The sequence below is a fragment of the Pantoea sp. UBA5035 genome, assembly GCF_002415245.1.
Classification (GTDB): Bacteria; Pseudomonadota; Gammaproteobacteria; order Enterobacterales; family Enterobacteriaceae; genus Pantoea; species Pantoea septica.
The window spans coordinates 81,365-106,239 of sequence record NZ_DICD01000026.1 but is presented as its reverse complement, the minus strand read 5'-3'; the positions used below and the strand labels follow the sequence as shown (position 1 = coordinate 106,239).

The 24,875-nt window shown below is 58.8% G+C and carries 26 protein-coding genes and 1 riboswitch; of the genes, 13 read left to right on the top strand and 13 right to left on the bottom strand.

Features of this window, described 5'->3' with window-relative positions; genetic code table 11:
• Positions 1 to 8: 8 nt before the first annotated feature.
• From B3229_RS16620 to B3229_RS16590, 7 genes are all read left to right on the top strand, one after another.
• Positions 9 to 1,823, top strand: coding sequence for a glycoside hydrolase family 15 protein (locus B3229_RS16620; protein WP_286872577.1), 1,815 nt, complete (start codon positions 9 to 11; stop codon positions 1,821 to 1,823).
• A gap of 185 nt (positions 1,824 to 2,008) precedes the next feature.
• Positions 2,009 to 3,097: a L,D-transpeptidase family protein gene (locus tag B3229_RS16615; protein WP_048781278.1), complete on the top strand. Its 1,089-nt coding sequence runs from the start codon at positions 2,009 to 2,011 to the stop codon at positions 3,095 to 3,097.
• 67 nt (positions 3,098 to 3,164) lie between these two features.
• On the top strand, positions 3,165 to 3,647 hold the full coding sequence (locus tag B3229_RS16610) for a glutathione peroxidase (protein WP_286872552.1): 483 nt from the start codon (positions 3,165 to 3,167) through the stop codon (positions 3,645 to 3,647).
• Positions 3,648 to 3,839: 192 nt separating this feature from the next.
• Positions 3,840 to 4,091, top strand: a complete 252-nt coding sequence (locus tag B3229_RS16605; RefSeq protein ID WP_286872551.1) for a hypothetical protein — start codon at positions 3,840 to 3,842, stop codon at positions 4,089 to 4,091.
• A gap of 463 nt (positions 4,092 to 4,554) precedes the next feature.
• On the top strand, positions 4,555 to 5,106 hold the full coding sequence (locus tag B3229_RS16600; protein WP_286872548.1) for a hypothetical protein: 552 nt from the start codon (positions 4,555 to 4,557) through the stop codon (positions 5,104 to 5,106).
• Between the two features lie 498 nt (positions 5,107 to 5,604).
• A complete protein-coding gene (locus B3229_RS16595; protein ID WP_286872545.1) occupies positions 5,605 to 6,234 on the top strand; it encodes a hypothetical protein in 630 nt (209 codons plus the stop codon).
• A 41-nt stretch (positions 6,235 to 6,275) separates the two neighbouring features.
• Positions 6,276 to 7,406: a hypothetical protein gene (locus B3229_RS16590; protein ID WP_286872542.1), complete on the top strand. Its 1,131-nt coding sequence runs from the start codon at positions 6,276 to 6,278 to the stop codon at positions 7,404 to 7,406.
• A gap of 4 nt (positions 7,407 to 7,410) precedes the next feature.
• On the opposite strand, the gene B3229_RS16585 is transcribed toward B3229_RS16590, so the two are convergent.
• Positions 7,411 to 7,686 carry a hypothetical protein gene (locus B3229_RS16585; RefSeq protein ID WP_286872540.1) on the bottom strand — a complete coding sequence of 92 codons (276 nt, stop codon included), beginning with the start codon at positions 7,684 to 7,686 and terminating at the stop codon, positions 7,411 to 7,413.
• 275 nt (positions 7,687 to 7,961) lie between these two features.
• Positions 7,962 to 8,987 carry a transporter gene (locus B3229_RS16580; protein WP_286872538.1) on the bottom strand — a complete coding sequence of 342 codons (1,026 nt, stop codon included), beginning with the start codon at positions 8,985 to 8,987 and terminating at the stop codon, positions 7,962 to 7,964.
• Positions 8,988 to 9,152: 165 nt separating this feature from the next.
• Here B3229_RS16580 and B3229_RS16575 point away from each other — a divergent pair, with 165 nt between their 5' ends.
• A complete protein-coding gene (locus B3229_RS16575; RefSeq protein WP_286872536.1) occupies positions 9,153 to 10,757 on the top strand; it encodes an inorganic phosphate transporter in 1,605 nt (534 codons plus the stop codon).
• A gap of 17 nt (positions 10,758 to 10,774) precedes the next feature.
• Here B3229_RS16575 and B3229_RS16570 read toward each other — a convergent pair whose 3' ends face one another.
• From B3229_RS16570 to B3229_RS16555, 4 genes are all read right to left on the bottom strand, one after another.
• Positions 10,775 to 11,962 (bottom strand): MFS transporter, encoded by a 1,188-nt coding sequence (locus B3229_RS16570; protein WP_286872533.1) that lies wholly within the window; start codon positions 11,960 to 11,962, stop codon positions 10,775 to 10,777.
• A 72-nt stretch (positions 11,963 to 12,034) separates the two neighbouring features.
• Positions 12,035 to 12,985 (bottom strand): tRNA dihydrouridine(16) synthase DusC, encoded by a 951-nt coding sequence (dusC, locus tag B3229_RS16565; protein WP_286872530.1) that lies wholly within the window; start codon positions 12,983 to 12,985, stop codon positions 12,035 to 12,037.
• 4 nt (positions 12,986 to 12,989) lie between these two features.
• A complete protein-coding gene (gene rhlE, locus B3229_RS16560) occupies positions 12,990 to 14,339 on the bottom strand; it encodes an ATP-dependent RNA helicase RhlE (protein ID WP_048781272.1) in 1,350 nt (449 codons plus the stop codon).
• A gap of 207 nt (positions 14,340 to 14,546) precedes the next feature.
• Positions 14,547 to 14,939 (bottom strand): YbhQ family protein, encoded by a 393-nt coding sequence (locus tag B3229_RS16555; protein ID WP_033751562.1) that lies wholly within the window; start codon positions 14,937 to 14,939, stop codon positions 14,547 to 14,549.
• A gap of 179 nt (positions 14,940 to 15,118) precedes the next feature.
• Between B3229_RS16555 and B3229_RS16550 the strand changes: the two genes are divergently transcribed.
• Genes B3229_RS16550 through B3229_RS16540 form a run of 3 tightly spaced genes read left to right on the top strand, consistent with a single transcriptional unit; the run spans position 15,119 to position 18,089 of the window.
• Positions 15,119 to 15,880 (top strand): endonuclease/exonuclease/phosphatase family protein, encoded by a 762-nt coding sequence (locus tag B3229_RS16550; RefSeq protein ID WP_033751565.1) that lies wholly within the window; start codon positions 15,119 to 15,121, stop codon positions 15,878 to 15,880.
• Positions 15,877 to 17,121 (top strand): cardiolipin synthase ClsB, encoded by a 1,245-nt coding sequence (gene clsB, locus B3229_RS16545; protein WP_048781271.1) that lies wholly within the window; start codon positions 15,877 to 15,879, stop codon positions 17,119 to 17,121. Before B3229_RS16550 ends, clsB begins: the two co-directional genes overlap by 4 nt.
• Entirely contained in the window at positions 17,121 to 18,089 is a 969-nt protein-coding gene (locus B3229_RS16540) for a lysylphosphatidylglycerol synthase domain-containing protein (protein WP_033751569.1), read from the top strand. Before clsB ends, B3229_RS16540 begins: the two co-directional genes overlap by 1 nt.
• Positions 18,090 to 18,140: 51 nt before the next feature.
• Here B3229_RS16540 and B3229_RS16535 read toward each other — a convergent pair whose 3' ends face one another.
• Positions 18,141 to 18,848: a Bax inhibitor-1/YccA family protein gene (locus tag B3229_RS16535; RefSeq protein WP_033751572.1), complete on the bottom strand. Its 708-nt coding sequence runs from the start codon at positions 18,846 to 18,848 to the stop codon at positions 18,141 to 18,143.
• A 92-nt stretch (positions 18,849 to 18,940) separates the two neighbouring features.
• Positions 18,941 to 20,035 (bottom strand): DUF1615 domain-containing protein, encoded by a 1,095-nt coding sequence (locus tag B3229_RS16530; protein ID WP_096072822.1) that lies wholly within the window; start codon positions 20,033 to 20,035, stop codon positions 18,941 to 18,943.
• A gap of 150 nt (positions 20,036 to 20,185) precedes the next feature.
• Here B3229_RS16530 and B3229_RS16525 point away from each other — a divergent pair, with 150 nt between their 5' ends.
• Entirely contained in the window at positions 20,186 to 20,971 is a 786-nt protein-coding gene (locus B3229_RS16525) for an OBAP family protein (RefSeq protein ID WP_286872520.1), read from the top strand.
• Here B3229_RS16525 and moaE read toward each other — a convergent pair.
• The 5 genes from moaE to moaA all read right to left on the bottom strand — a co-directional run bounded on the left by moaE (position 20,968) and on the right by moaA (position 23,664).
• Positions 20,968 to 21,420, bottom strand: coding sequence for a molybdopterin synthase catalytic subunit MoaE (gene moaE, locus B3229_RS16520; RefSeq protein WP_286872517.1), 453 nt, complete (start codon positions 21,418 to 21,420; stop codon positions 20,968 to 20,970). The two genes, B3229_RS16525 and moaE, sit on opposite strands and share 4 nt — an antisense overlap.
• Position 21,421: 1 nt before the next feature.
• Entirely contained in the window at positions 21,422 to 21,667 is a 246-nt protein-coding gene (gene moaD / locus B3229_RS16515; protein ID WP_286872514.1) for a molybdopterin synthase sulfur carrier subunit, read from the bottom strand.
• Positions 21,660 to 22,142 carry a cyclic pyranopterin monophosphate synthase MoaC gene (gene moaC / locus B3229_RS16510; protein ID WP_103794911.1) on the bottom strand — a complete coding sequence of 161 codons (483 nt, stop codon included), beginning with the start codon at positions 22,140 to 22,142 and terminating at the stop codon, positions 21,660 to 21,662. The genes moaD and moaC overlap by 8 nt, the downstream gene beginning before the upstream one ends.
• 3 nt (positions 22,143 to 22,145) lie before the next feature.
• On the bottom strand, positions 22,146 to 22,661 hold the full coding sequence (gene moaB, locus B3229_RS16505) for a molybdenum cofactor biosynthesis protein B (RefSeq protein WP_033751590.1): 516 nt from the start codon (positions 22,659 to 22,661) through the stop codon (positions 22,146 to 22,148).
• A gap of 16 nt (positions 22,662 to 22,677) precedes the next feature.
• A complete protein-coding gene (gene moaA / locus B3229_RS16500; protein WP_048785717.1) occupies positions 22,678 to 23,664 on the bottom strand; it encodes a GTP 3',8-cyclase MoaA in 987 nt (328 codons plus the stop codon).
• A riboswitch (molybdenum cofactor riboswitch) is annotated at positions 23,655 to 23,789 on the bottom strand. It overlaps the preceding gene by 10 nt.
• 177 nt (positions 23,790 to 23,966) lie before the next feature.
• On the opposite strand from moaA, the gene B3229_RS16495 reads away from it, so the two are divergent.
• The gene (locus B3229_RS16495; RefSeq protein ID WP_033789084.1) at positions 23,967 to 24,872 is read left to right on the top strand and encodes a gluconeogenesis factor YvcK family protein; all 906 of its coding nucleotides are present in this window, start codon (positions 23,967 to 23,969) and stop codon (positions 24,870 to 24,872) included.
• Positions 24,873 to 24,875: the final 3 nt, after the last annotated feature.

The following is a 24,875-nucleotide window of genomic DNA, read 5'->3' as shown; positions in this document are numbered from 1 at the left end:
AGATGAGGATGAGCACGATAAAACGCCCGATCGAAGATCACGGCATCATTGGCGATCTGCGCACCTGCGCGCTGGTGGCCAACGACGGCACCATTGACTATCTCTGCTGGCCGGCGCTCGACAGCCCGTCGGTGTTCGCCGCGCTGCTCGACAGCGACGACGCCGGGCTTTTTTCGCTGGCGCCGGAGTGGGAAAACGTGCGGCGCCAACAGCTCTACCTGCCGGACACCAATATTCTGCAGACGCGCTGGCTGGGCGCGGAGGGCGTGGCGGAGATCACCGACTATATGCCGATCTGCGACGATGCGAAAAAGCAGCCGCGCCTGGTGCGTCGGGTAAAAATGGTGCGCGGCAGCGCCTGGTTTACCATGCGCTGCGCGCCGCGTCACGACTACGCCCGCGCCGAAACCCGCGCGCAGGCGGCGGGCGACTGCATTGATTTCTATGCCGAGAACCAGCCGACGCTGCGGCTCGCCGCCACCGTGCCGCTGACCTGCGAGGCGAACGCCGCGACGGCGCGTTTTGAACTCCAGTCGGGCGAGCATGTCGAGTTTGAGTTCGGCAATCAGGAGGACGCGCGCATCGGCGACGTCGCCACGGAAGTCTGCTTCGAAGAGACCCTCAACTACTGGCGGCGCTGGAGCAAAAAGAGCAACTACAGCGGACGCTGGCAGGAGATGGTGCAGCGCTCGGCGCTGGCGCTGAAGCTGCTGACCTCCAGCCAGCACGGCTCTATCGCCGCCGCCGCCACCTTCGGCCTGCCGGAAGAGCTGGGCGGCGAGCGCAACTGGGACTATCGCGCCTCCTGGATCCGCGACGCCTCGTTCAGCATGTATGCGCTGATGCGCCTCGGCTACGTCGACGAAGCGAAAAACTTTACCCGCTGGGTCGGCCGCTGCGTCGAGAACAGCCACCATGACGAGATGCGCCTGCAGGTGATGTATCGCCTCGACAGCGGCATCGAGCTGCATGAGATCGAGCTGCTTAACCTCTCCGGCTATGCCGATTCGCGGCCGGTGCGCATCGGCAACGACGCCTGGCAGCAGACGCAGCTCGATATTTACGGCGAGCTGATGGACGCGGTCTATCTGGCGAACAAGTATGGCGAGGCGATTTCGGAGCGCGGCTGGCAGCACGTGGCGCAGATGATCGATATGGTGTGCGAAAGCTGGAACCAGCCCGACGCCGGTATCTGGGAGATGCGCGGCGAACCTGAGCATTTCCTTCATTCACGCCTGATGTGCTGGGTGGCGCTGGACCGCGCGCTGCGCCTCGGCATGAAGCGGTCGCTGCCGATGCCCTATGCCCGCTGGGACAGCGCGCGCAGCGAGATCCGCGCCGATATCTGGCAAAACTTCTGGAACGCCGAGCGCGGCCATTTCGTCTCGACGCGTCACGGCGAGCATCTCGACGCCTCGATGCTGCTGATGCCGCTGGTGCGCTTCGTCGGCGCGACCGATCCCGAGTGGCTGTCGACGCTCGACGCCATCAAGCGCGAGCTGGTGAGCGACGGCATGGTGCGTCGCTACAATATCGACGAGACGCCTGCCGACGGTCTGACCGGTTCGGAAGGCTCTTTCGGCGCCTGCTCCTTCTGGTACGTGGAGTGTCTGGCGCGCGCCGGCCGCATCCACGAGGCGCATTTCGAGTTTGAAAAGCTGCTGAGCTACGCCAATCCGCTGGGCTTGTATGCCGAGGAGTTCGACAATCACGGCCGCGCGCTGGGCAATATGCCGCAGGCGCTGACCCATCTGGCGCTGATCAGCGCCGCCTTTTTTCTCAACCGCAAGCTGAGCGGCGAAGTGACCTTATGGCAGCCCTGATCGGCTTCGTTATCGCGGCAAGGAGGCCCGATAACACAGTTGGATACCTAAAGTCTGCGATGGCTGCTAAAATCCTGATTCACAACATCGAAACAATGCCCATATAATGTGCAGCCGGCCACGCTGACCGGTACGGGTTCGATAAACTGACAAGCCTGCTAACAGGCCATAACGACTTGTAAAATATGAAAATGATTCGCGCGTTCGCTTCAATGGCTCTGGCGCTGGCTGCATTCAGTCAGTCCGCCTTCGCTGTGGTTTACCCCTTACCAGCCGCCAACAGCCGTCTGGTTGGGCAAAATATTGAGATTACCGTCCCTCAGGACAACAAACTGCCGCTGGAAGCTTTTGCAGCGCAGTACCAGATGGGGCTCAGCAATATGCTGGAAGCCAACCCGGGCATGGACGTCTACCTGCCGCAGGCGGGCAAAAAAATGATCATTCCGCAGCAGTTGATTCTGCCTGACGCCCCGCGCGAAGGCATCGTGATCAACAGCGCGGAAATGCGCCTCTACTACTATCCGAAAGGCACCAAAACTGTTGTGGTTCTGCCGATCGGCATCGGTGAGTTAGGCAAAGATACGCCGGTCAACTGGACGACCACCGTACAGCGCAAGAAAGCGGGTCCGACCTGGACGCCGACCAAAGCGATGCACGCGGAGTATGCCTCGCGCGGCGAGAATCTGCCGGAAGTCTTCCCGGCCGGTCCGGACAACCCGATGGGCCTTTACGCGCTCTATATCGGTCGTCTGTATGCCATTCACGGCACCAACGCCAACTTCGGTATCGGCCTGCGCGTCAGCCACGGCTGCGTGCGTCTGCGCGCCGACGATATCAAATGGCTGTTTGAGAACGTGCCGGTTGGTACGCGCGTGCAGTTTATCGACCAGCCGGTCAAAGCGACGGTGGAGCCGGACGGTTCGCGCTACGTAGAGGTGCATAACCCGCTCTCTACTACCGAAGAGCAGTTCAACTCGCGCGAAGTGGTGCCGATCACCCTGACCTCTGCGGTGACCAAAGTGATCACTGACGCCAGCGTCAGCCAGGATCAGGTTAACGCGGCGATTCAGAACCGCACCGGCATGCCGACCAAAGTGAACGGCGTTGCCGACAGCGTGCAGACCGCGCCGACCGAAGTACCGGAAGCGCCGGGCGCGCAGCCGAAAGAAGCGCCGATGACGCCGGTTACGCCGCAGGGCGCGAACGTTGTCGACCCGAATGCCGCACCGCAGGCGCAGCCTGCTGCTCCGGCTCCGGTTAATAATCCTTCGTAAGGGTTATTGGTTAACCGCTGTTCTAAAAGCCCGCTTCTGCGGGCTTTTTTATTCTGAGGATCTCGACATGACCACGTTTCATCAACTTGCCGCCACCAGCCTGCGTGGCGAACTTATCTCTATGGCCGACTATGCCGGCAAGCTGGTACTCGTGGTTAATACCGCCAGCCACTGTGGATTTACGCCGCAATACGCCGGTCTGGAGTCGCTCTACCAGAAGTACGCCGCGCAGGGGCTGGTGGTGCTGGGTTTTCCCTGCAACCAGTTCGGAAAGCAGGAACCAGGCGGGGCCGACGACATCGCGCAGACCTGTCACGTCAACTATGGCGTGAGCTTTCCGATGTTCGAGAAAGTGGCGGTCAACGGCGCCTTAGCGCACCCGATTTTTCGTTACCTGAAAGACGAGCTGCCCGGCGTGCTGGGCGGGCGCATCAAATGGAACTTTACCAAGTTCCTGATTGGACGCGACGGTAAACCGCTCAAGCGTTTTGCGCCGATCGCTACGCCGGAGAAAATGGAAGCGGCTATTCGGGTGGCGCTTGAGAGCTAAATGCCTGGGTAATTTGAATCAGTCACTCTTAGAGTTGTTTCGACAGAAATAGATTATCTCGGTGGGAAGTTGACGTGTGCTTCTCAGATCTCCCGCCCGCGTCAGGCCGCTTTGTGCCAGAAGCGGACATTGTTGATATCATGTGATGTTGATGTGCGAAGAGCAGCTCAAGAAAACAGGAAGAGGTTCGAAATGTCATCACAATCCAGGCAATTAGTAAAAGTCATTGCTGATATAGCTATCGCACTCGAATTTACCGACGAAACTCTACTTAATCCTGATGTAGCCATTGAGTTGCAGGAGAGTATTGCAGCAAATCTTCAGTCCCTTGATGAAGCTGAGAGGGAAGATATAGCGGGTGAATTTATATGTATCTCAGCTCTATATAATGGAAAAATTGCCGATTACGTGAGGTCTCTTCCAGCTAATTATGGCATTGAGTAAAGCGAGCATACTCATTACAAGGTCCGCTTTTCGCTCATAGCAGACCTTAAGAAGCTGCCGGAAGCAGTCTGGCTGTTACCATCAGACATTAGCTGGCAGGCCCGGGGAGTCGAATGGGGCCATTACGCTGTTTGTACCTTTGACTTTCAGGGACAGAAAGACATAGAAACAGTTGCAGCACAGTAGAGGGATTAATAGCAGCAGCAACCAGAGAGAGACGCCCCTATGACAGCGTCCTGGAAATAAAAAGCACAGGCGAAGAGACGGAGGCGGTACGTCAGCACCGGTTTTCCCCGGCCTGAAGGGCCGCGCGCCTTTCTGGCCGTCGCTAATCGCGGTGCAGGGCTTCCCATTGTTTCGAAACGGCGATTCTTGTGCTGGTCATTACCTCTAAAACTGGAGGTAAAGTATTTCTGCTTGTTTGCCGATATCCGTTATCGACAATCACAAGGAGATAATAGACATGCCGTCACATTTAAATAATTCTCTATCCTTGATAGTGCTTGCTTCAACCTTAATCCTTTCAGGATGCTCAAACCTGGTGCCGCGACAGCACAAAGATTACACCGGCCCTGATGCTGCTACTTTGGTCATACAACAGGAGGAAATAGCTGGGAGTGTTACCCTTCTTTATTATGAAAATAAAGGTGAATGTTACGACAGATCTGAGACTTACACAGTTAATCCCAGTATGTTTGACACAAGCAAAAGAGTTTTTCCCCTTAAGATTCAACCCGGTAAACTCTTAGCCGTTCAGCAAATTTATAACGTCAAAAAACAATCTTACTCTTTCGGACCTTTTGTCACTGTCCAGGCGATAAAGAAGCTAACTTTTATACCTCAGCCAACAAAACGTTATTATTTCGCGGTTGATCGTGGTGTACATGAAATCCCCAACGATTATGTGATTACCAGCAATACCGATCCAAATAAAGTAATCAGCGAATTTCCACAACTGGCGAAGCCCAGCTGGGATGCCACAAGACTCTGTCAGCATATCTGGGGTAACGAGTAAAACTCTGCGCACAGCAGCGGCTTCTCGACAGTGACAGATTCATGCACATGTAATCCTGAGCGGCAGGCGATAAAAAAGCCCCTTTCGGGGCTGTATACTCAGGCCTTTCGCCTGTTTTTACGCTCCCAGCGCCTTCATAATTAATAGGTCGACGACCCGGTAACACCGGCGAACCGGAGGTGGTTATCATGCTGCTAATACTAAGTCCGCTTTGTACCAAGAGCAGACGTTGTGAAGGTGAGTTTATGCCCATTACTGGGATGCAGAACAGTGCTGGAAGCTGATGCTACTTTCTTCATGGTATGTTAGCTTGCAGAGAGCAGCTCAGCTTGGATCGGTTCGCACATTGATTATGGAAAAAAAATTAAAGCCCTTAAGTCAAATTAGCCATCAGGGGTTTGAGATCAAAGAGAATATCCAGCAACATAGACATTCAAGTTTTACATTCTTTATTAATCAGAATGATCTCACTTAAAGAAATAATGTCAGGGCAGCCCAATGAAAGCTCCAATTGAATGTGACGAAGGCATTCTCAGCCTTCTACTCTCAACCGATAAAAAGCATATTGATTATCTGGTTGATGTTTTGACGGATGGCGGTCGAGGGAGGTTAGCACTCTCTACATCGGTTATGAATTTGTTGCTTTTGGAAAAAGCCGGAAAGGACCCCTATTCCGAAGAGATACTTCGCCAGTTACTTCACGGGTTTCAGACCTATGGTGGTCACAGCATTGCAAACATGCTCCGCAAGGCACCCTTACCTTATAAAACAATACTCCGGGATGTACATATAAAACTTAGAGGCTTGGGGACTGAAAGCAAAACGGATCTCAAGCTTGAACAAGAAATTGTGATCGGGTTATTTGGCAGCGAATGGAAAGATATGCCGGAACATACAAGACTGGATCGCTGCACGGAAATGAACGTTGTCAGTGGCCTATTTAACCTAGGAAAAAGAGTGGAACCGAAGGATACGTCCGGCAATTTTGGCGCGAAGATTTTCAGCAATGTCGCCAGCATTGCGCAAATCTATACGAATTTATCGCAAACCCTTAGCATCGGTGAAGCTTATCGTGTAACGATCCCTTTTGTCGCTCAGTTGGCATATATAAAAATGCTTACTGCGTAATAAATAAATCGCTCAAAAAGTCAAAATCAGATAGGATAATTATGACAACCAACAGTGATAACGCATTATTGCTCGTCGATGATGATAACTTACCCGTATTGACGGCGCGTCCGATACCCACAATTGACAGCTTACCCGAAAATACTCTGCGTCTTGATGAGAAGGGTATCTCGCAGTTTAATCAAATGCTGAGCCTCATACCGCAGGCAAGTTCCACGATAGCTGCACATTCCAAACATATTGTGCATTGTAATATAGCGTTCGATCGCCTGATGGTTCGTAAAGATGGTACTGGCAGTCTGGGCATGACGCGGAATGCCACAAATGGACAAATCACCGAGCATGTCAGTTTGAATCCAGCGGAAAAACTCAAAAGTGTTGTTAATACCGGGCTTTTGCTTAATCTTGCTTCCACCATCGTCGCGCAAAAACACCTTGCAGACATCAATGAAAAGCTCGAGAAAATAGTTGAGGTCGTGAATAAAGTTCATGCTTTTCAGCAGGATGAACGTTCATCGAAAATTATTGCTTTTCATCAAATGCTTTGTCAGGCAGGCACAACCCTTGCTAAAGGAGACGCCGTCAGCGAATTTACACTGCAAACATTGTCCAACAGCAAACAGGATATTCATGGTATTGCGCTGCATTTGAAAAAAAATATCGAAACGAGTGCCGCGAAGTTAGACAGTTTTGACAGTACAAGTCTGTTTGGCTCCAACGATATCCGTGATGACTTAAAAGAGATTATCGACGAACAGTCTCGTCTGTTTAAAGAGTACATTTTCAGTATGCAGTGCCTAATGATGGCAAATCTCATACTTTATTATCAAGACGATCTGCGTCAGGAATTTAAAGATGAAGCGGAGCGGCTTATGAAAGAGATTGCTGCGGCTGGCGGTGTTCAAGATATCTGGAAACAAACGCAGCAGAAAATCACGTTTCAGCTAAGTCGTATGAAACCGCTTTTTGAAAGGGCGGTGAGCACTGAGGCCAATGCGCGTTATGTTGAGATCCATGCAAAAAAATCCGGAGATGCATTAATGTCCGGGACAGCCTTACTCGCGTCACTTAATCAACGGCTTGAACCAATGGCGGTTGGTGCATTGCTGGAGATCGAAAATGGGAAAGTTGTGGGTGGTGTGCTGGTTGATGCCGGGCTGTCTGATGCATGAAGCATCAGATCATTGTATTGAAAGCCGGAAGCAGAAATGCCTCCGACTTTTTTATTGCCTGTGTAAAAGGGAATCCATGGGCTGAAAGCCGTTGACCTGCTCCCTGTAAATGAATAAGCAGCTTGATTAAAAATTTTTCATCTACTGTCGGAAAACTACGAACGTCCGCTTTTCGCTCATGGTTGACCTTCAATCTTACATGTTCGTTATCGATTTCAACGGATATCAACTTTTTCACCTGTAAGTCTTTCAACCATCTCCAATGCGTCTGGATCGCCATGCCAGGCCATGCAACTTAAACAGTCTCCACCACAGTCAAAATTCAATCTGTCTGGTGTCTTACTCATTGGCTGATTACAAGTCTGGCAATTGCTTTCTTTCACTGGAAGTGGCATCCGTTTTTAGATTTTCATTTCTATGTTACTTAACATATCACCTTTAAGTCCGTTACTCGCTCATAGCGGACAATCAACTTCTCTCTTATTTATCTAATCGCCCAGCGCGGAAACGCAAACGCGCTCAGCCACGATGCTCTCTCCTCACTCGCGCGCCCCCTCACCTCCGCGGCCTTCTCAGCGCCAGCCAGCCCGCCACAACGGTAAACGCCAGCACCACCAGCACCAGAATCAAAAAGCCGTGCGCATTGCCCGCCAGCGGGATACCGCCGACGTTCATGCCGAAGAAGCCGGCGACGATATTGATCGGCAGCGCCAGCACGGTAATCACGGTTAACAGAAACAGCGTGCGGTTGCTCTGCTCCATCAGGCGCGCGGCGATCTCCTCCTGCAGCAGCCGGATGCGCTCCATCAGGCTGGCGAGGTCGTTAAGCACCACGCTGAACTCCTCGGTAAAGGCGCGCAGCTCGCGCAGGGTATCGCGGTTCAGCCAGGCGGGCGGACGATTCAGCAGACGAAACAGCGCGGCCGGCTCCGGCGCCAGCAGGCGCTGAATACGCAGCAGCATGCGGCGCAGCTCTCCCAGCTCGCTGCGGTTCGCCTTGATCGCCGGGCTGAGCAGCCGCTCCTCAATCGCGTCCACCGCCAGGCTGGTGCGCCGCACCACCTGCTCCAGCTGGCGCTCCTGCTCGCCCAGCAGGCTGAGCAGCATCTCCTCGGCGTTGCGAAAGGCGCACGACTGCAGCCGCTGGTGCATACGTTCGATCATATCAACCTGGCGATAGCGCGCGCTGACCAGCAGCTGGCGACGACACCAGATCCAGAGCGTGGCGTTCTGCGCGCTGTGCTCTTCCTGGCTAAAGGTAACGTCGTTGAGGATCGCCATCAGCGCTTCACCCTGCTCCGCCAGCCGGGTGCGCGACGAGGCGGAATGGATCTCTTCGAAGAAATCTTCATCAACCTGAAAATGGCGCTGAACCCAGTGCTGGGCGCGGGCGTGGTTAAGATTGATATGCAGCCAGAGAAACTCGCCGTCGCGGCGCGGGCTTTCTCCGGCCTGCACCGCTTCGCGCGCGTTCAGGCGGCGCGGCGGCGCGTCGGGCGACATCAAATAGCCGTGTATTAAACCGGCAACTTCGTCGTCGAAATCGGATTTATTTGGCGCCAGCAGTAGCTCAGAAACCATGGATGGACTAAATATCAGAGCGGACCAGATCCACAGCCTGATGCAGAGTGATGACAGAATAATGACAGCGGCCGCGCAACATCATTGTTCTGTCATATAAAGCGCGTATCCCTGCCAGTAATGGGTGCGGACAGGGCGCGCCCGCCACTATTCACCGAGGTGTTTATGAGCGAAAACAGCTTATCGTCATCCCCATCGGTTGCCGGGCGTCCCAACCTTACTGGCAAGCGCAACCGTTTTTCAAAACCGCTGTTTCTTATCCTGCTGGTCGCCGGGCTCTCTTTTGCCGGGTTCAACTTGTTCAGCGACGTACAGGAGACCGACACGCCGGTCACCAGCTACGTCCCATTCTTGCTGCTGGGCCTGGCGCTGGTGATCGCACTGGGGTTTGAGTTCGTTAACGGCTTTCACGATACCGCCAACGCGGTGGCGACGGTGATCTACACCCACTCGCTGACGCCCGGCGTCGCGGTGGTCTGGTCAGGACTGTGCAACTTTCTCGGCGTGCTGCTCTCCAGCGGCGTGGTGGCGTTCGGCATTATCTCGCTGCTGCCGGTGGAGCTGATTTTGCAGGCGGGCAGCGGCGGCGGCTTCGCCATGGTTTATGCGCTGCTCTTCTCCGCCATTATCTGGAATCTGGGCACCTGGTATCTCGGCCTGCCCTCCTCCTCTTCCCATACGCTGATCGGTTCGATTATCGGCGTCGGCGTCGCCAATGCGCTGCTGCATGGTCGCAGCGGCATGAGCGGCGTGGACTGGGATCAGGCGATTAAGATTGGCTATTCGCTGATCCTCTCGCCGCTGGTGGGTTTTATCTGCGCCGCGCTGCTGCTGCTGACGATGAAGGCCTTTATTCGCAATCGCGATCTCTATGAAGCGCCGCAAAGCAACGAGCCGCCGCCGGCCTGGATCCGCGGCCTGCTGATCCTGACCTGCACCGGCGTCTCCTTCGCCCACGGCTCCAACGACGGCCAAAAAGGCATGGGGCTGATTATGCTGATTCTGGTGGGCACCATGCCGATCGCCTATGCGCTGAACCGTTCGCTGCCGCCGGATCAGATCCCGCGCGTGGCGGCGCTGGCGCAGGTGACGGAAAACCAGCTGCTGCAGCTACAGCCCGCCAGCGCCCGTCCGCCGGTCGCGCGCGACGTGCTGACCGACTATGTGCGCACCAATGAGATGAACCCCAACGTGCTGCCCGCGCTGGCGCTGACGCTGGGCGATATCAGCGAGCAGATCCGCCGCTACGGCTCAATGGAGAATATTCCGGCGCAGGCGGTATCGAACACTCGTAACCAGATGTACCTGACCTCGGAGTCGATCAAGCATATTCAGACCAATAAAGTGGCGATGCCGGAAGAGACGCAGCGCAATCTGACGGCGATCAAGCAGGAGCTGGACAGCGCCACGCGCTTTATTCCGATGTGGGTGAAAGTGGTGGTGGCGATTGCGCTGGGCCTCGGCACCATGGTCGGCTGGCGTCGCATCGTGGTTACCGTGGGCGAACGCATCGGCAAAACCCACCTTAACTATGCGCAGGGCGCCAGCGCGGAGCTGGTGGCGATGGCGACCATCGGCGCGGCGGACAGCTTCGGTCTGCCGGTCTCCACCACCCATGTGCTCTCGTCCGGCGTGGCGGGCAGCATGGCGGCCAACCGCTCCGGCCTGCAGTTCGCCACGCTGCGCAATCTGGCGATGGCGTGGATCCTGACGCTGCCGGTTTCTGTTTTACTGGCCGCCGGACTCTACGCCCTTTTCTCGCAGTTCTGATGGCCGTCGGCGCGGCGTTACGCCGCGCCGCTGTAGCGCTGCATCAGGCGCAGCGTAATGGCGAAAGCGCCCAGCACCATCATCGCCGCCGCCAGATAGACCGACTGCATGCCCCAGTAGCCAATCAGCAACCCCGCCACCGGGCCGGTCAGGCCGAGTCCCAGATCGAGAAACGCCGAGTAGACGCCGAGCGCCGAGCCCTGATCCTGTCGCTCTACCTGCTTCACCGCCTCTACGCCCAGCGCCGGGAAAATCAGCGAAAAGCCGCAGCCGGTCAGCAGCGCGCCGAGATCCACCAGCAGGCTGCTCTCCGCCTGCCAGATAATCAGCAGCCCGGCGCACTCCAGCAGCAGAGAGACGATAGCGACGCGCAGCCCGCCGAAGCGGGTGATGGCGCGGCTGAACAGCAGGCGGAACAGCACGAAGCCGAGGCTGAACAGCGACAGCGCGAAGGCGGCGCCGCTCCAGTCGCGGCTGGCGAAGTAAAGGGTAATAAAAGTTGAGATGACGCCGAAGCCGATGGTGCCGAAGCCGAGCGCCAGGCCGAACAGCCAGACGCGCGAAAAGACGCGATGAAACGGAATACGCTGCCCCTGGCTCACCTCGACCGCCGGTTTGCGGCTCGCCAGCAGATAACCCACGATGCCCATCAGCGCCACCAGACCGGCAAAGCCGCTGATGCCGAGCCCCTGGTTCAGCATCACGCCGAGCGGCGCGCCAATCGCCATCGCCAGATAGGTGGCGACGCCATTCCAGGAGATCACGCGCGCGGTCTGCAGCGGCCCGACGATGTTCATGCCCCACAGCGTGGAGCCGGTGCTGCTGAAGCTTTCGCCGACGCCGAGGAACAGGCGTCCAGCCGCCAGCAGCAGCAGGCTGACCAGCGGCCAGTCGCGGCACAGCGCGGCGATAATGGTCATCACGCCGCTCATGCCGCAGAGCAGCGTGCCGAGCATCACCACCCGCTTCGGCCCCAGGCGATCCGCCAGCCGGCCCGACTGCGGACGGCTCAGCAGCGTGGCGAAATATTGCAGGCTGATAATCAGCCCCGCTACAAACGAGCTGAAGCCGAGCTGGTTATGCACGAAGCCCGGCAGCACCGCCAGCGGCAGCCCCACGGAGAGATAGCAGAAAAAGGTGAAGATCAGAACAGAGAGAATGCGTTTGTTGAGTTGACCGTTAGTCAGTACCGCGACATCAGACATAGCAGGCTGGCTTGTTGTGAAAAATGGCTTTCACTATACGCTTAGCCTGCTAACGGGTCGCCTGAATTTTTGTCACAGGGCCAGGGCAGCGGCCTGTCGATCGATCGCCTCGGCGATAGCGGCGGAGTGTTTTAGCGCGCGGATATCGGTGAACAGGCCATCCGCCTGCGGATAGGCTTTGCGCAGGTAGCCGAGCCACTGCTTAATGCGCGCGACGTGGTAGAGGCCGGTGTCGCCCTGCTTCTCCAGCCGCGTATATTTCTGCAGCAGCGCCACCACGTCCGGCCAGGCCATCGGCGCCTCGTTGTACTTCACCACCCGGCTGAGGTTCGGCACGTTAAGCGCGCCGCGACCGATCATCACCGCATCGCAGCCGGTGGCGCTCATACACGCCTGCGCGCTCTGCCAGTCCCAAATCTCGCCGTTCGCCACCACCGGAATGCGCAGCCGCTGACGGATCTCGCCTATCGCCTGCCAGTTAATCGCCTCGGCGCGGTAGCCATCCTCTTTGGTGCGGCCGTGCACCACCAGCTCGCTGGCGCCCGCCTGCTGCACCGCGTCGGCGATTTCAAAGCGCCGCTCGCCGGAGTCCCAGCCGAGACGCACTTTCACCGTTACCGGCAGATGCGACGGCACCGCCTCGCGCATCGCTTTCGCGCCGCGATAGATCAGTTCGGGATCTTTCAGCAGCGTGGCGCCGCCGCCGCTGCCGTTCACCAGCTTCGAGGGGCAGCCGCAGTTAAGATCGACGCCCCAGGAACCCAGTTCGGCCGCGCGCGCCGCGTTCTCCGCCAGCCATTCAGGATGCTGACCGAGCAGCTGCAAACGCACCCGCGTGCCCGAAGGCGTGCGGCTGTTATTGCGCAGCTCGGGACAGAGCCGGTAAAACGATTTTACCGGCAGCAGCTGATCCACCACGCGCAAAAACTCGGTGACGCAGAGGTCATAGTCGTTGACTTCGCTCAGCAGCTCGCGCACCAGCGAATCCAGCACGCCCTCCATCGGGGCAAGCAACACCCGCATGGCGTTACGCGGTTCCGGTTTTCTTCGCAGCCGGACGACGCGACGGACGCGCAGGCTTAGCGCCCTGCTCGGACTGGCTCTGACGGCGCGGCTGCGGCGCGCGTTTGTCGCCCTGCGGACGTGCAGATGACGGCGCGCCGCCCTGTCCACGACCGCGGCCGCGCGGCTGCTGTTGCTGACCGCGACCGTTCTGAATCGGCTCCGCCTTGATGCTCGGATCCGGCTCGTAGCCCGGAACCGCCATGCGCGGGATCTCGCGCTTCAGCAGACGCTCGATATCGCGCAGCAGCTTGTGCTCATCTACGCAGACCAGAGAGAGCGCGGCGCCGGTGGCGGCGGCGCGGCCGGTACGGCCGATACGGTGCACGTAATCTTCCGCCACGTTCGGCAGTTCATAGTTCACCACGTGCGGCAGCTCTTCGATATCGAGACCGCGCGCGGCGATATCGGTCGCCACCAGCACGCGGATGGCGCCGGTTTTAAAGTCGGCCAGCGCGCGGGTACGGGCGCCCTGGCTTTTATTGCCGTGGATCGCCGCAGCGGTGATGCCGTCTTTATTCAGCTGTTCAGCCAGGTGGTTGGCGCCGTGCTTAGTGCGGGTAAACACCAGCACCTGCTGCCAGTTGCCTTCGCCGATCAGCTGCGAGAGCAGTTCCCGCTTGCGCTTCTTGTCAACGAAATGCACCAGCTGCGATACCTGCTCGGAGGCGGTGTTGCGGCGCGCCACTTCGACCTGCTCCGGGTTGTGCAGCAGCTTTTCCGCCAGCGTTTTAATGTCGTCGGAGAAGGTTGCGGAGAAGAGCAGGTTCTGACGCTTCGCCGGCAGCTTGGCCAGCACGCGACGGATGTCGTGGATAAAGCCCATGTCGAGCATGCGATCCGCTTCGTCCAGCACCAGCACTTCGATCTGCGACAGATCGACCGCGTTCTGGTGTTCCAGATCGAGCAGACGGCCCGGCGTGGCGACCAGAATATCGACGCCGCCGCGCAGTTTCATCATCTGCGGGTTAATGCTGACGCCGCCGAACACCACCAGCGAACGCAGCTCCAGATATTTGCTGTAGTCGCGCACGTTTTCGCCAATCTGGGCGGCCAGTTCGCGCGTCGGGGTCAGGATCAGGGCGCGTACCGGACGGCGACCGCGGCCCGTGGCAGCCTGAGTAGAGAGCTTTTGCAGCAGCGGCAGCGTAAAGCCGGCGGTTTTGCCGGTACCGGTCTGCGCGCTGGCCAGCAGGTCGCGCCCGGAGAGCACCACAGGGATCGCCTGGCGCTGGATAGGCGTAGGTTCACGGTAGCCCTGTTCAGCGACCGCACGCAAAATATCGGCGCTCAGGCCGAGAGAGTCAAAAGACATTAAGTGTGTTACTCCGGTCCGCCCTGACCGCGATTCACGGTGTAGTTTTCAGGGGGGAAAGTGACGCCAGCCGAGGGCTAACGTGTGAAAAGGGCACAAACTACGATGCGTAAGGCAGGCAGTGTAACAGCTTTCATCGCAGGGTGCGAGAAAGGCAGAAACAACAAGGGCCGCCTTGCGGCAGCCCCTGATAGCGAACCCGGAGGGTTAGCTGCGCTTCTTCTGGATGCGCCCTGCCGGCTCTTTCGCCAGCAGCGAGACCAGCGCCGGACCTACCAGCATCACCACGCCCAGCATACCGATCAGCAAGGCGTTGTGGATGTAGCGCGAGACGATAAACAGCGTCATCATCGCCGCGCCAAAGTAGTAGGTGGTAGTCGCTTCTTCAAGATAATCACCGATGCGACGCAAACGAACACTACGCTGCAGGACCAGCATGGCGATAAACACCACGGCATAGGCGGCTACCAGCGTGCTGCACACTTCGATCAGAGCTTTGTGCTTCCAGCCCCAGATCAGCGCGGCGATCACCAGCGCGTGCATGGCAATATGCACGCAGGTTTGTCCAGTGATGATTTGAACACGATTAGACCATTTCATTCTTTTCTCCTGGCAGACCCAACAGGTCGCCCAAGTGCAACCGGCACAGGCCGGTAACGGTTTCCTCAATGTAAAGCAATTTTCGGATAACGCCCTAAATTTCCATCCTTAACCGCACCCGTTTGTGACAAAGACTACACTTTACTTTTGTTGCTGATGAAAAGGAGTGCGTCGAGAGTATGCCACAAACTAAGCAAGGATTTTCCCTTAAAGTCCTGACGATCAATACCCACAAGGGATTTACTACTTTTAACCGTCGCTTCATCCTGCCGGAACTGCGCGAAGCGGTACGCGCCACCTCAGCGGATATCGTCTTTTTGCAGGAGGTGATGGGCACACATGCCGTACACCCGCTGCATCACGAGAACTGGCCGGGCACGCCGCACTACGAGTTCCTGGCCGACACCATGTGGAACGACTTCGCCTACGGCCGCAACGCCGTCTATCCGGAGGGACACCACGGGAACGCGATTTTGTCACGGTTTCCCATTCAGGAGTATGAAAATCGCGATATTTCTGTTGCAGGAAGTGAAAACCGCGGCATGTTGCACTGCAAAATCAGCCTGCCGGAGCCGCACGGCACCCTGCACGTTATCTGCGTACATCTTGGGCTGAAAGAGGCGCACCGCCACGCGCAGATGAAGATGATGTGCGACATGGTGGCCTCGCTGCCGCACGACGCGCCGCTGGTCGTCGCGGGCGATTTCAACGACTGGCAGCTGCGCGCCAATCACATTCTGAAGCATGGCGCAGGATTAAAAGAGGTATTTAGCATGAAACACGGTCGCCCGGCGCGCACCTTCCCTGCCCGCTTTCCGCTGCTGCGGCTCGATCGTATCTACGTCCGCAACGCCACGGTCAGTCATCCCTGGGCGCTGCCGCGCAAACCCTGGTCGCACCTGTCGGATCACGCTCCGCTCGCCGTGGAGATCCACCTATGAATTTTGAATGGCGAGAAGGCAACAGTCTGCGTCTGCTGGAAAACGGCGAAGAATTTTTCCCGCGCGTGTTCGGCGCGATTCAGCGCGCCGAGCGCAGCGTGATGCTGGAAACCTTTATCCTGTTTGAGGATGAGGTCGGCAACGCGCTGCACCGCGAACTGCTGGCCGCCGCACAGCGCGGCGTGAAGATAGAGGTGATGGTGGACGGCTACGGCTCGCCGGATCTCTCTGACAAATTCGTCAACAGCCTGACGGCTGAAGGCGTGCGCTTCATCTATTACGATCCGCGTCCGCTGGTGATGGGGATGCGCACCAATGTCTTCCGCCGCCTGCACCGGAAAATCGTGGTGGTGGACGACGTCATCTCTTTCGTCGGCGGCATTAACTTCTCCGCCGAGCACAACACCAGCTACGGCCCGGAGGCGAAGCAGGATTATGCCGTCGAGGTCAAAGGCCCCATCGTGGAGGATATTACCCGCTACGTGCGCGAGGCGATGGGCAGCGAAGCGGTGACGCGCCGCTGGTGGGGCGGCCGTTCGCATCGCCCTGCGGTCAACGCCGTGCCCGGCAACGCGCAGGTGCTGTTCGTCTATCGCGACAACGACGACCACCGCGACGATATTGAAAAGCACTATCTCGATATGCTGCGCACCGCGAAAGAGGATGTAATTATCGCCAACGCCTACTTTTTCCCTGGCTATCGTCTGCTGCGCGAGATGCGCAGCGCAGCGCAGCGCGGCGTGCGGGTCAGGCTGATCGTGCAGGGCGAACCCGATATGCCGATCGTCAAAGTCGGCGCGGAGCTGCTCTATAACTACCTGGTGGATGCCGGCGTGGAAGTCTACGAATATATCCGCCGCCCGCTGCACGGCAAGGTGGCGGTGCAGGATCGCCAGTGGGCCACAGTCGGCTCCAGCAACCTCGATCCGCTGAGCCTGTCGCTCAACCTCGAAGCCAATCTGATTATCTACGATCGCGACTTCAACCAGACGCTGCGCGATAACCTGGAACAGCTGCTGGCGAAAGATTGCCAGCGCGTGCAGGAAGATCGCCTGCCACCGCGCAACTGGTGGCAGCTAACTAAAAGCGTGGTGGTGTTTCACTTCTTACGCCATTTCCCGGCTATTGCCGGCTGGCTGCCCGCGCATACGCCGCTGATTGCGCAGGTCGATCCGCCGGTTCAGCCGGAAATGGAAACGCAGGACCGGGTCGAAACAGACAATGAAGGGGCGAAATCCTGATGGCGGAAAAACATCCAAAATGGAAGCTGGCGAAGAAGGTGCTGACCTGGCTCTTCTTTATCGCGGTGATTGTATTGCTGGTGGTCTACGCCCGCAAAGTGAACTGGGAAGATGTCTACAACGTTATCGTCAACTATAACCGCCTGGCGGTGCTGAGCGCGGTCGCGCTGGTGATCGTCAGCTACCTTACCTACGGCTGCTACGACCTGATCGGCCGCGCCTACTGCGGCCATAAGCTGGCGAAGCGACAGGTGATGCTGGTGTCGTTTATCTGCTACGCCTTTAACCTGACGCTTAGCACCTGGGTCGGCGGCGTGGCGATGCGCTACCGACTCTATTCGCGGCTGGGGCTGGACAGCGCCACCATCACGCGCATTTTCTCGCTCAGCATCGCTACCAACTGGCTCGGCTATATCCTGCTGGCGGGCATCGTGTTCAGCGCGGGCATGGTGCCGATCCCCGGCGGCTGGTTTATTGGCGAGACCACGCTGCGCATTATCGGCGTCGTGCTGCTGGCGGTGGTGGCGGTCTTTCTCTGGGCCTGCGCCTTTTCAAAGCGCCGCAAGTGGACCATCCGGCGTCAGACACTGCAGCTGCCGTCGCTGCGCATGGCGCTGTTTCAGTTCGCGGTCTCCTCCGCCAACTGGCTGGTGATGGGCGCGATTATCTGGCTGCTGCTGGCACGGCAGGTGGATTACCCTATCGTGCTCGGCGTGCTGCTGATCAGCAGTATTGCAGGCGTGATTATTCATATCCCGGCCGGGATTGGCGTACTGGAGGCGGTGTTCCTGGCGCTGCTGAGCGGGCAGCACGCGTCGCACGGCACCATTATCGCGGCGCTGCTCGCCTATCGCGTGCTCTATTTTATTCTGCCGCTGCTGCTGGCGCTGGTGCTCTATCTGATGCTGGAGAGTCGCGCGAAGCATCTGCGCGCGAAGAATGAACAGAAACTGCAGAAGAGTGCGTAGTATGCAATGGCTCCATCCCGGCCTGGCTGGCGGGATGGAGCCTCTGGTGACTTAGCGACGATTGCCGAAGATACGCAGCAGCATCAGGAACAGGTTGATAAAGTCGAGATAGAGCTTCAGGGCGCCCATAATTGAATAGCGGCGCAGCGACTCGCGGTCGCGCACGTCGATCTGCTCGCCCATCTGACGCAGCTGCTGGGTGTCATAGGCAGTCAGCCCCACGAACACCACCACGCCAATATAGGTAATCGCCCACATCAGCGCCGGGCTCTTCAGCCAGAAGTTCACCAGCGACGCCAGCAAAATGCCGATCAGCGCCATAAACAGCAGGCTGCCGAAGCGGCTCAGGTCGCGTTTGGTGGTGTAGCCGTAAAAGCTCATGGCACCGAACATCCCCGCCGTCACAAAGAAGGTGCTGGCAATGGAGGTGTAGGTGTAAGCGAGGAAAATGCTGGCCATCGTCAGGCCGGTCAGCACTGAATAGAGCATAAACAGCCCGGTCGCCAGCGCGCCGCTCAGGCGATGCACCATGCCGGAGAGCACAAACACCACCGCCAGCTGGGCGATAATCAGACCAAAGAAGGTCATACGGTTGGAAAAGATAAAGAACATGATGCGCTCGTTGCCCGCCGCATACCAGGAGACGAAGGCGGTGAGCAGCAGCCCACAGGTCATCCAGCCGTAAACCTGCGCCATAAAAGCCTGCAACCCGCTCGTCGCGGGCTGCACCAGAGAATCATTGCGTGGATATCGATCCATGATGCACCTCATGTGAGTGAAAAGGCGTCGGCAAGCCGACGGATAGGGTTAATTGTGGCACAGCATGGCTTAACTGCCCCACAATGCGCGCCTCAGCGGCGCGATAAACATTGCTGATAGCGGCTGTCGACGCGCTGCGCGAACCAGGCCGTGGTGAGATTGCGGGTGATTTTCGGGCTCTCCAGCTTGATGCCTGGCAGCATCTCGCGCGGCAGCGGGCGGCCAGCCATCTTGTCCGCCAGCGCGAAGACCTGCTTCCACAGCGTGCTGTCGCTGAAACTCGCCTGCTCCCCTTTCTCCAGGTCGCGACGAATGGCGCTGTCGCTCATGTCGATCTGCTTCGCCAAGGTGCGCACCGCCAGCTCGGTCGCGCCCGCTTTGTCTGAACCATAAAGGATCAGATCGCCGTCCAGCGCCAGCTTCATGCCGGTCGCGCGCGCCACTGCCGCCTGAAAAGCGGCGTTGCGGCTGGCGTACCAGCCGGCGTTAAAGTCGGCGAAACGGTAGATCGGCTTGCTGTAGTCCGCCGGATAGCCAAGCAGATGCATAATGCCGAAGTACATGCCGCCGTGGCGGGTAAAGACCTCGCGGCGGATCGAGCCGTCGATCGGCCAGGGATAGCCTTTGGCATGCGCCTCGGCGAAGCTGATGCTGACCTGCATCGGACCGCCGGTATGAATCGGATTCAGGTTGCCGAACAGCGTCTGCCCCATCGGCACCATATCAATAAAATCGTCGAAAATGGCGCTCAGCTCTTTTTCGCTGCGCACTTTGTCGAGGCGCGCCGCATAACTTTCGCCGTTAGAGGATTTAATCATCAGCGCGGTGCGCACCAGGAACGCCGGCACGTGCACCTTTGCCGCGCGGCGGTCGATTTCGCCCCAGGCGATTTTCGGCAGGCCCGGCACCGCCGCCTCGGCGCTAAAGTTTGACTCCTGATCCGCGACGGCGATGGCGGCGCACAGATTGCTGACGCTGGGGTCGATCTGCTGGGTGCGAAACGAGGTATAGATATCGGTGGCCCAGCCCGGTTTGTCGCTGACGTGGGCGGGCAGCAGACGCTGAATTTGCGCCTTGACGTCGGCCGGCTGACGCACCGGCGCCTCGGGCGTTTTTTTGGTGCTACAGCCCGCCAGCACCAGTGCGGCAAGCAGCGAGAAACGTTTGAGCGATGCGGAAACTGACATAGCGGTCCTTGCAGGAAAACAAAACCCTTACCTTAGCACCGAAGCGCGGACAAACCATCAGACGAGGCGTAAATTCCCGCGCTGCCGTCGCGCTTGCGTATCGGCGTTTCTCAGCCAGGCTGAGGTTTTCTCGCGTAAAAGGAAATAGTTATGCAAAAACTCTGGCTCGGTGCCGCCATTGCCCTGCTGCTCAGCGGCTGCGGCGCGAATAATACGCCCGCGCAGGTCGCCTCGCCCGGCGCGCCCACCTCGGCAAAAATGAAAGCGCTCGCTACTGGCGCAGACCTGCTGCAGTCGCGTCCGCCCATCGAGGCGATCAATACCTATCTCGACGGCTTTCACTTCTACAACGGCGATCAGAATGGCCAGATGGAGGCGCACCACTACGTGACGGTGCTGAACGACGATGTGATGCAGGCGGTGATTTACGACGGCAATACCAAAGACGCGCGGCTGATGGGGGTGGAGTACATTATCAGCGCGCGGCTCTATCAGAGCCTGCCGCCGGAAGAGAAAAAGCTGTGGCACAGTCACGACTATGAGGTTAAGTCGGGCACGCTGATTGCGCCGGGCCTGCCGCAGGCGGCGGATCACGCGCTGATGGCGCGCATCGCCAATACCTACGGCAAAACCTGGCACACCTGGCATACCGATCGCGACAAAACCCTGCCGATCGGCATTCCGGCGCTGATGATGGGCTTTACCGCCGACGGTCAGCTTGATAATCGCCTGCTGGCGGATCGCGACAAGCGTTTTGATATCGACAGCCGCAAGCTGCGGGCGTCGCGCGCCGATATCGTCACCCAGCCGGTGGTGCCGGGCGCCAACGCCTGGCAGCGTGGCGAGGTGATCCAGCTGAAACGCGTTTCAGGCGGCGGGGAGCACGCTCACGGCCATACCCATTTCGGTCCGGCGGAGCAGCTCAGCAAGCCTTAATCCCAGCGCTGCGCGGCCTGATGGTCGCTGTCGCGGGCGTCGACCCAGCGATCGCCCTGTTCGGTGGCTTCGCGCTTCCAGAATGGGGCGCGGGTTTTCAGGTAGTCCATGATGAACTCCGCGGCGGCGAAGGCGCTGCCGCGGTGCGCGCTGGTGACGCCAACGAACACGATCTCATCGCCGGGGAAAAGCTCGCCGATACGGTGGATAACGCTAACGCGCTGGAGCGGCCAGCGGCTACGCGCCTCGTCGACGATCTCGTGCAGCGCTTTTTCCGTCATCCCCGGATAGTGCTCGAGGGTGAGCGCGGCGACGCTGTCGCCCAGGTTGTGATTGCGTACCTTGCCGGTAAAGGTCACCACCGCGCCGTCGGCGTCGGAGGCAGAGAGCCAGGCGTATTCCTCGGCCATGCTGAAGGGCGCCGCGCCGACGCGAATTTGCGTTGCCATTTTAGCCTCCCGTGACCGGCGGGAAAAAGGCCACTTCGTCGCCCGTCTTCAGCGGATGCGACATCGGCACCAGCGTCTGATTGACGGCGGCCAGCAGTTTGCCTGCGTCGAGCGCCAGCGCCCAGCGATCGCCTTTTTGCGCCAGCGCGTCGCGCAGCGTCGCCACGTCGGGAAAGTCAGCAGGCATCTCCAGCGCGCTGGTGCCCACCAGCTCGCGCACCTGGGCGAAAAACAGCACCTTAATCATGGGCCACCGCCTGGAAATCGCCAGATTTGCCGCCGCTTTTGCTCAGCAGGCGCAGCTGGTCGATAACGATATCTTTCTGCACCGCTTTACACATGTCGTAGATGGTCAGGGCCGCCACCGACGCGGCGGTCAGCGCTTCCATTTCGACGCCGGTTTTGCCGCTCAGGCGGCAAAGCGAGGTGATGCGCACGCGCTGATGTTCCGGCTCGGCCACCAGATTCACTTCAACCTTGCTCAGCATCAGCGGATGGCAGAGCGGGATCAGCTCCCAGGTGCGTTTGGCGGCCTGAATGCCCGCGATGCGCGCCGTGGCGAAGACGTCGCCTTTATGGTGGCTGCCGTCGACGATCATCTGCAGCGTCTCGGCGGCCATCAGCACCAGCGCTTCCGCGCGCGCCTCGCGCACCGTTTCCGCCTTGGCGGAGACGTCAACCATATGGGCTTCGCCCGCGGCGTTAATATGTGTCAGTTGCATGGCTTACAGCTTCTTTAAGTGTGAAACGAAATTACAGGGACCGGTGCGGGCGTCGATCTGGTCGGCGATAATGCGCTCCCAGGCGCTCTCGCAGGCACTGGTGGAGCCAGGCATTGCGAAGATCAGCGTGCCGTTGGCGATGCCGGCAACGGCGCGCGACTGCAGCGTCGAGCCGCCGATATCCTCCCAGGAGAACATGCGGAACAGCTCGCCGAAGCCCTCTATTTTGCGATCGAACAGCGGCTCAATCGCCTCTGGCGTGATGTTTTTCGCGTTGAACCCTGTGCCGCCGTTGATCACCACCACCTGGACATCCAGGCTAGCGATCCAGCGCGACACAATCGCGCGAATGCGGTAGCGATCTTCCCCGACGATGGCGTGATCCACCACCACGTGACCCGCTTCGTGCGCCGCAGCGCGCAGATAGTCGCCGGAGGTGTCGCTGCTGGCGTCGCGTCGATCGGAAACGGTCAGCACCGCCAGGTTGACCGGAATAAATTCACCCGTAGATTTGCCCATTGACTCGCTCCTGAGATTAACCGCCGATGAAGGAAAGGTTCTGCGTGATGCCGGTATTGCCCTGATGCAGGAAGTGCGTCTGCTTCTTCGCGCCCAGGCTGTGCGCGATGCGCGCCTGCAGCTCCGCCTGCTGCGCGTCGGAAACCAGCAGATCGCGCAGCGGCACGCCGCTGTCGCCGAACAGGCAGAGGTGCAGATTGCCGTGCGCCGAGACGCGCAGACGGTTACAGCTGGCGCAGAAATCGCGCGAATAGGGCATAATCAGGCCGATCTCGCCGACGTAATCAGGATGGTAAAAGACCTGCGCCGGGCCGTCGCTGCGGCCGCGCTCGCGGCGCTGCCAGCCCTGAGCGATCAGCTGGTCGCGGATCACCGCGCCTGAAACATGCTGGTCGCGGAACAGCGCGCCGCCCTCGCCCGTCTCCATCAGTTCGATAAATCGTAGCTGAATCGGCCGCGTGCGGATCCAGTCGAGAAAGGTTTGCAGGCTGCGGCTGTTGAGGTCGCGCATCAGCACGCTGTTGACTTTGACCTGCTGGAAGCCCGCGTCGAAGGCGGCGTCGATGCCCGCCATCACCTGATGGAACTTGTCCTGTCCGGTAATAGCGTGGAACTGGCGCGCGTCGAGACTGTCTACGCTGACGTTCAGCGCGGTGAGCCCGGCGGCGCGCCAGGCGGCGACGTCGCGCGCCAGTCGATAGCCGTTGGTGGTGACGGCGATCTGCCGAATGGCGCGATTTTCCCGCACGGCGGCGATAATGTCGGTAAAATCGCGACGCAGCGACGGCTCGCCGCCGGTCAGACGCACTTTTTCAGTGCCGGCCGCGGCAAAGGCGCGCGTGACGCGTCGTATTTCATCGAGCGAGAGAAAGCTTTTGTTGCTCACGCCCTGCGGCTTATAGCCGTCGGGCAGGCAGTAGGTGCATCGGAAGTTACAGACATCCGTCACCGAGAGACGCAGGTAATAAAACCGACGTGCAAATGCATCAGTAAGTTGTGACACCAGAACACCTTTTCCAAATACGGGAGATGCAGGCATTTCTTTCTGCACCCTGGCAGCGCGTCGGCTGCGGCCTGAACCCCCTATCGTTTGACTTAGGCGTTCAGGCTTTGAGTGTATGTCGGCCACATGGACGACACGGTTGGCAAATGGTAGCGCGAATTTTGCCGCTCTGCCATCCACTACGTGCGCTATATATATTGATACATAACGTTTTTCGCCGCATTTTCGCGGCAGTAAGGTTAACATGGCCCGCTGAAAAGGATGCCGGTACGGTAAGTCGGCAGCGGGTGTAAAGAGGAAATATGAACCGAACTTTGGCAGACCTCGATCGCGTGGTGGCGCTGGGCGGCGGACACGGGCTGGGGCGCGTAATGTCCGCCCTGTCGCCGCTGGGCTCGCGCCTGACCGGCATTGTCACCACCACCGATAACGGCGGCTCTACCGGACGCATACGCCGTTCCGAAGGCGGCATCGCCTGGGGCGACATGCGCAACTGCATCAATCAGCTGATTACTGAGCCGAGCGTCGCGTCGGCGATGTTCGAATATCGCTTTGCCGGCAACGGCGAACTCTCCGGCCACAACCTGGGCAACCTGATGCTCAAGGCGCTGGATCACCTCAGCGTCAGGCCGCTGGAGGCGATCAATATCATTCGCAACCTGCTCAAGGTCGACGCCTTCCTGATCCCGATGTCGGAGCAGCCGGTCGATCTGGTGGCGTTAGACAGCGAAGGCAATATGGTTTACGGCGAAACCGATATCGACGCCATGACCCAGCCGCCGCAGGAGCTGATGCTGCATCCGAACGTGGCGCCGACCCGCGAGGCGCTGGAAGCGATCGCCGAAGCGGACCTGATTCTGATCGGACCGGGCAGCTTTTACACCAGCCTGATGCCGAGCCTGCTGATGGAGGAGATGGCGCGCGCACTGCGCCGTACGCCCGCCACCATGGTGTTTATCGGCAATCTGGGACGCGAGCTGAGTCCAGCCGCCGCCAGCCTGACGGTGGCGGATAAGCTGGCGATGATGGAGAAATATATCGGCAAACGGGTGATTGACGCGGTCGTGGTCAGCCCGGCCGCTGATACCGCTGGCGTGGAGAACCGCCTGATCGTGCGCGAGCCGCTGGAGGCCGCCGATATTCCCTATCGTCACGACCGCCAGCTGCTGCGCCTGGCGCTGGAACACGCCATCCAGCGGTTTAGCTAAGCC

What these genes read in the sequence shown, in the direction of transcription:
- clsB (WP_048781271.1), top strand. Translation starts at nt 15,877, where the DNA reads ATGAATTTTGAATGGCGAGAAGGCAACAGTCTGCGTCTGCTGGAAAAC.
- B3229_RS16575 (WP_286872536.1), top strand. Translation starts at nt 9,153, where the DNA reads ATGAGCGAAAACAGCTTATCGTCATCCCCATCGGTTGCCGGGCGTCCC.
- B3229_RS16610 (WP_286872552.1), top strand. Translation starts at nt 3,165, where the DNA reads ATGACCACGTTTCATCAACTTGCCGCCACCAGCCTGCGTGGCGAACTT.
- B3229_RS16600 (WP_286872548.1), top strand. Translation starts at nt 4,555, where the DNA reads ATGCCGTCACATTTAAATAATTCTCTATCCTTGATAGTGCTTGCTTCA.
- B3229_RS16530 (WP_096072822.1), bottom strand. Translation starts at nt 20,035, where the DNA reads ATGTCAGTTTCCGCATCGCTCAAACGTTTCTCGCTGCTTGCCGCACTG.
- rhlE (WP_048781272.1), bottom strand. Translation starts at nt 14,339, where the DNA reads ATGTCTTTTGACTCTCTCGGCCTGAGCGCCGATATTTTGCGTGCGGTC.
- moaD (WP_286872514.1), bottom strand. Translation starts at nt 21,667, where the DNA reads ATGATTAAGGTGCTGTTTTTCGCCCAGGTGCGCGAGCTGGTGGGCACC.
- moaC (WP_103794911.1), bottom strand. Translation starts at nt 22,142, where the DNA reads ATGCAACTGACACATATTAACGCCGCGGGCGAAGCCCATATGGTTGAC.
- B3229_RS16570 (WP_286872533.1), bottom strand. Translation starts at nt 11,962, where the DNA reads ATGTCTGATGTCGCGGTACTGACTAACGGTCAACTCAACAAACGCATT.
- B3229_RS16595 (WP_286872545.1), top strand. Translation starts at nt 5,605, where the DNA reads ATGAAAGCTCCAATTGAATGTGACGAAGGCATTCTCAGCCTTCTACTC.
- B3229_RS16590 (WP_286872542.1), top strand. Translation starts at nt 6,276, where the DNA reads ATGACAACCAACAGTGATAACGCATTATTGCTCGTCGATGATGATAAC.
- B3229_RS16540 (WP_033751569.1), top strand. Translation starts at nt 17,121, where the DNA reads ATGGCGGAAAAACATCCAAAATGGAAGCTGGCGAAGAAGGTGCTGACC.
- B3229_RS16605 (WP_286872551.1), top strand. Translation starts at nt 3,840, where the DNA reads ATGTCATCACAATCCAGGCAATTAGTAAAAGTCATTGCTGATATAGCT.
- B3229_RS16615 (WP_048781278.1), top strand. Translation starts at nt 2,009, where the DNA reads ATGAAAATGATTCGCGCGTTCGCTTCAATGGCTCTGGCGCTGGCTGCA.
- B3229_RS16525 (WP_286872520.1), top strand. Translation starts at nt 20,186, where the DNA reads ATGCAAAAACTCTGGCTCGGTGCCGCCATTGCCCTGCTGCTCAGCGGC.
- dusC (WP_286872530.1), bottom strand. Translation starts at nt 12,985, where the DNA reads ATGCGGGTGTTGCTTGCCCCGATGGAGGGCGTGCTGGATTCGCTGGTG.
- B3229_RS16620 (WP_286872577.1), top strand. Translation starts at nt 9, where the DNA reads ATGAGCACGATAAAACGCCCGATCGAAGATCACGGCATCATTGGCGAT.
- B3229_RS16535 (WP_033751572.1), bottom strand. Translation starts at nt 18,848, where the DNA reads ATGGATCGATATCCACGCAATGATTCTCTGGTGCAGCCCGCGACGAGC.
- B3229_RS16580 (WP_286872538.1), bottom strand. Translation starts at nt 8,987, where the DNA reads ATGGTTTCTGAGCTACTGCTGGCGCCAAATAAATCCGATTTCGACGAC.
- B3229_RS16555 (WP_033751562.1), bottom strand. Translation starts at nt 14,939, where the DNA reads ATGAAATGGTCTAATCGTGTTCAAATCATCACTGGACAAACCTGCGTG.
- B3229_RS16550 (WP_033751565.1), top strand. Translation starts at nt 15,119, where the DNA reads ATGCCACAAACTAAGCAAGGATTTTCCCTTAAAGTCCTGACGATCAAT.
- moaE (WP_286872517.1), bottom strand. Translation starts at nt 21,420, where the DNA reads ATGGCAACGCAAATTCGCGTCGGCGCGGCGCCCTTCAGCATGGCCGAG.
- moaB (WP_033751590.1), bottom strand. Translation starts at nt 22,661, where the DNA reads ATGGGCAAATCTACGGGTGAATTTATTCCGGTCAACCTGGCGGTGCTG.
- B3229_RS16495 (WP_033789084.1), top strand. Translation starts at nt 23,967, where the DNA reads ATGAACCGAACTTTGGCAGACCTCGATCGCGTGGTGGCGCTGGGCGGC.
- B3229_RS16585 (WP_286872540.1), bottom strand. Translation starts at nt 7,686, where the DNA reads ATGGCGATCCAGACGCATTGGAGATGGTTGAAAGACTTACAGGTGAAA.